Raw genomic sequence first — 3,107 nt, forward strand, 5'->3', positions numbered from 1 at the left:
CCAGCGCGCAGCACATTGACATCATCGATGCAGTCCGCACCGCACATCATGGCGGCGATGATCGAGGTCAACTTGCCGACCGGGTTCACCGCCCCTGAGGCCACCCGTGTGCTGGGCAGTCGCACATGTTCGGCGATCAACCCCGAAAGGCCGGTCTGCTCGGCCAGTTCCAGCACCGGCACCAAACCTGCCGCCGACACCAAATTCGGCTCGTCGAAAACCGCGGACTCGACGCTGAAGGTATACGATGATCGCACCGAGAATGCCTTCCGAATCAGGGACGATTTTGACTTCGACAATCAATATTGTCCCAGTTCAGGAGGCATTTTCGCTGTTCACACGCCGATCAACAACGACCGACCTTCCACGGATTCAGGCTAAGACCGTTGTCAGGACCACTTTCGGGTCGGGCCGCGAGTGGCGCGATTACTCCAGCACGGTGTGTGCCAGTGCCGGCGGTCGTCGACCGCAGTCTCTCCCAGTTCCATCGGCCACACCACCACATGTGCAGTGCCGGAGCGGATTTCGTGATCGCACCCGGGACACCGGTAGGTCTTGAGGGCGTGGGCGGCCGCGACCGGACATACCTCGTATTCATAGCCGTCGGGTCCGGTCTCGAGCCTGCGCGGAACCGGCAACGACCCGCCCGGCCGCTGCCGATTGTGGGGTGCGCGACGCCGCGCCATATTGCCAGTCTAGCGAGCAGCCCTAAAACAGTCGGTACTCGTCGCTGTCCATCCCCCGCAGCTTGTCGTAATCCAATGTCAAACAACGAATCCCACGGTCGAGTGCTAAAGTGCGCGCCTGCGGCTTGATCTGCTGGGCAGCCAAGACCCCCCGGACCGGGGCCAGCCGGCTGTCGCGGTTGAGCAACTCGAGATAACGGGTGAGCTGCTCGACCCCGTCGATCTCGCCGCGACGTTTGATCTCGACAGCTACCGAACGTCCGTGCTCGTCGCGGCACAGCAGATCGACCGGCCCGATCGCGGTCATGTACTCCCGGCGCACCAACGTGTACCCGGCACCGAGCAGCTCCACGTGCTGCGCCAGCAGCGCCTGCAGGTGCGCTTCCACGCCGTCTTTGACCAGTCCGGGGTCCACGCCGAGCTCATGGCGGGAGTCGTGCTCGATGTCCTCGACGGTGATGCGCAGCTGTTCACCGGCCTTGTTCTGCACCACCCACACCCGGGTGGGCCCGTCGATCTCCTCGGAGAGCCGGCACGGGGGGCTCATCCAGTTCAACGGCTTGTAGGCCCGGTCGTCGGCGTGCACGCTCACCGACCCATCGGCCTTGAACAGCACCAACCTGCGCGCCGACGGCAGGTGCGCGGTGAGCCGGCCGAGGTAGTCGACGGTGCAGCGGGCGATGACAAGACGCATCCGCCTCACCTTAAGGCCACCCGCTACAGCCCGGACAACATAGGCTGACGCCACCATGATGGCCAAGAAAACCGTTGCGCAGCGCTTGGGCCGGCTGCTGGAGGCGGTCACGCGACAGAGCGGTCGATTGCCCGAAACCCCCGCCTACGGCTCCTGGTTACTCGGGCGGGTGGCGGAAAACCCGCGTCGCCGCCGGGTGCGGATCCAGATCATCATCACCGTCTTGGTCGTGACGGTAAACCTGATCGGGATCGCCGTCGCCGCGCTGCTGGTGACCGTCGCGATTCCGGCGCCGAGCATCTTCACCGACGCTCCGCTGTGGATCACTTTCGCGGCCATACCGGCCTACGTTGCGGCGGCGCTGGCGCTGGGCACGTACTGGATCACCAGGCGCACGGTGCTCGCCCTGCGGTGGGCGATCGAGGCACGCCCACCCACTCCTGACGACGAGCGCAACACTTTCCTGGCCCCGGGCCGCGTCGCGATGGTGGACCTGATCCTGTGGGGAGTGGGCGCGGCGTTGTCGACGACTCTCTACGGCCTGGTCGACACGATGTTCATCCCGCGATTCCTGTTCGTGGTGAGCATCTGCGGTCTAACGGTCGCCACCGGCAGCTATCTGAGCACCGAATTCGCACTGCGGCCGATAGCCGCCCAGGCGCTGGAAGCCGGACGACCGCCGCGACGGCTGGCGGCCGGCCTGATGGGCCGCACCATGGCGGTGTGGTTTCTCGTTTCCGGGGTGCCGGTCATCGGCATCGCGCTGTTGGCGCTGTTTGAGCTGTTGCTGCGGAACCTGACCGAGACCCAGTTCGCGGTGGGCGTGCTGATCGTCGCGCTGGCGACACTGGTCTTCGGCTTCATCCTGATGTGGACTCTGGCCTGGCTCACCGCGACACCGGTGCGGGTGGTGCGCGCGGCGCTCAAGCGCGTCGAGCAGGGCGATCTTCGCGTCGACCTGGTGGTCTTCGACGGGACCGAACTCGGTGAGCTGCAGCGCGGCTTCAACTCGATGGTCGAGGGTCTTCGCGAACGCGAGCGCGTTCGCGATCTTTTCGGCCGGCACGTCGGGCGGGAAGTCGCCGCAGCCGCCGAGCGTGAGCGACCGGAACTGGGTGGCGAAGAGCGGCACGTCGCCGTGGTTTTCGTCGACATCGTCGGCTCTACGCAGTTGGTGACCAGCCGGCCCGCCAAGGAGATCGTGCAACTGCTCAACCGGTTCTTCGCGGTGATCGTCGACGAAGTGGACCGCCACCGTGGGCTGGTCAACAAATTCGAGGGTGATGCCGCGCTGGTGGTGTTCGGCGCGCCCAACCGGCTCGAACGTCCCGAGGACGCGGCGTTGGCAGCCGCGCGCGCCATCGCTCGCCGGTTGGCCGACGAGGTGCCGGAATGCCCGGCCGGCATCGGGGTGGCTGCCGGCCAGGTGGTCGCCGGCAACGTCGGCACCCCGGAGCGATTCGAATACACGGTGATCGGTGAGCCGGTCAACGAGGCGGCTCGGTTGTGCGAGCTGGCCAAGTCCGAACCTGGTCGATTGCTGGCTTCGGCGGATGCCGTGGCCGGTGCAAGCGAAAACGAGCGGGCGCATTGGTCATTGGGCGAAACGGTGATGCTGCGCGGCCATGGTCAACCGACCCGGTTGGCGGTACCTGCCCGGTGATGTCGGAGGCTAGTGTGCCGCGCCATTAATTCGTTACATAATTGTAACGAATGAGCATCGGCGG

At 65.7% G+C, this 3,107-nt stretch carries 3 protein-coding genes and 1 pseudogene; 1 reads left to right on the forward strand and 3 read right to left on the reverse strand.

Annotated features, from left to right (window positions below):
• The 3 genes and pseudogenes from F6Q13_RS16985 to nucS form a co-directional block, all read right to left on the reverse strand.
• Positions 1-257: pseudogene (locus tag F6Q13_RS16985) on the reverse strand (IS1380 family transposase); the annotation flags it as partial.
• Positions 258-389: 132 nt separating this feature from the next.
• Positions 390-686, reverse strand: coding sequence for a hypothetical protein (locus F6Q13_RS16990; RefSeq protein ID WP_293059052.1), 297 nt, complete (start codon positions 684-686; stop codon positions 390-392).
• A gap of 22 nt (positions 687-708) precedes the next feature.
• Positions 709-1,380, reverse strand: coding sequence for an endonuclease NucS (gene nucS, locus F6Q13_RS16995; RefSeq protein ID WP_293059055.1), 672 nt, complete (start codon positions 1,378-1,380; stop codon positions 709-711).
• A gap of 55 nt (positions 1,381-1,435) precedes the next feature.
• Between nucS and F6Q13_RS17000 the strand changes: the two genes are divergently transcribed.
• Positions 1,436-3,043, forward strand: a complete 1,608-nt coding sequence (locus F6Q13_RS17000) for an adenylate/guanylate cyclase domain-containing protein (RefSeq protein WP_293059058.1) — start codon at positions 1,436-1,438, stop codon at positions 3,041-3,043.
• Positions 3,044-3,107: the final 64 nt, after the last annotated feature.

Origin of the sequence: Mycobacterium sp., from assembly GCF_008709575.1 — a bacterium.
Taxonomy (GTDB): domain Bacteria; phylum Actinomycetota; class Actinomycetes; order Mycobacteriales; family Mycobacteriaceae; genus Mycobacterium.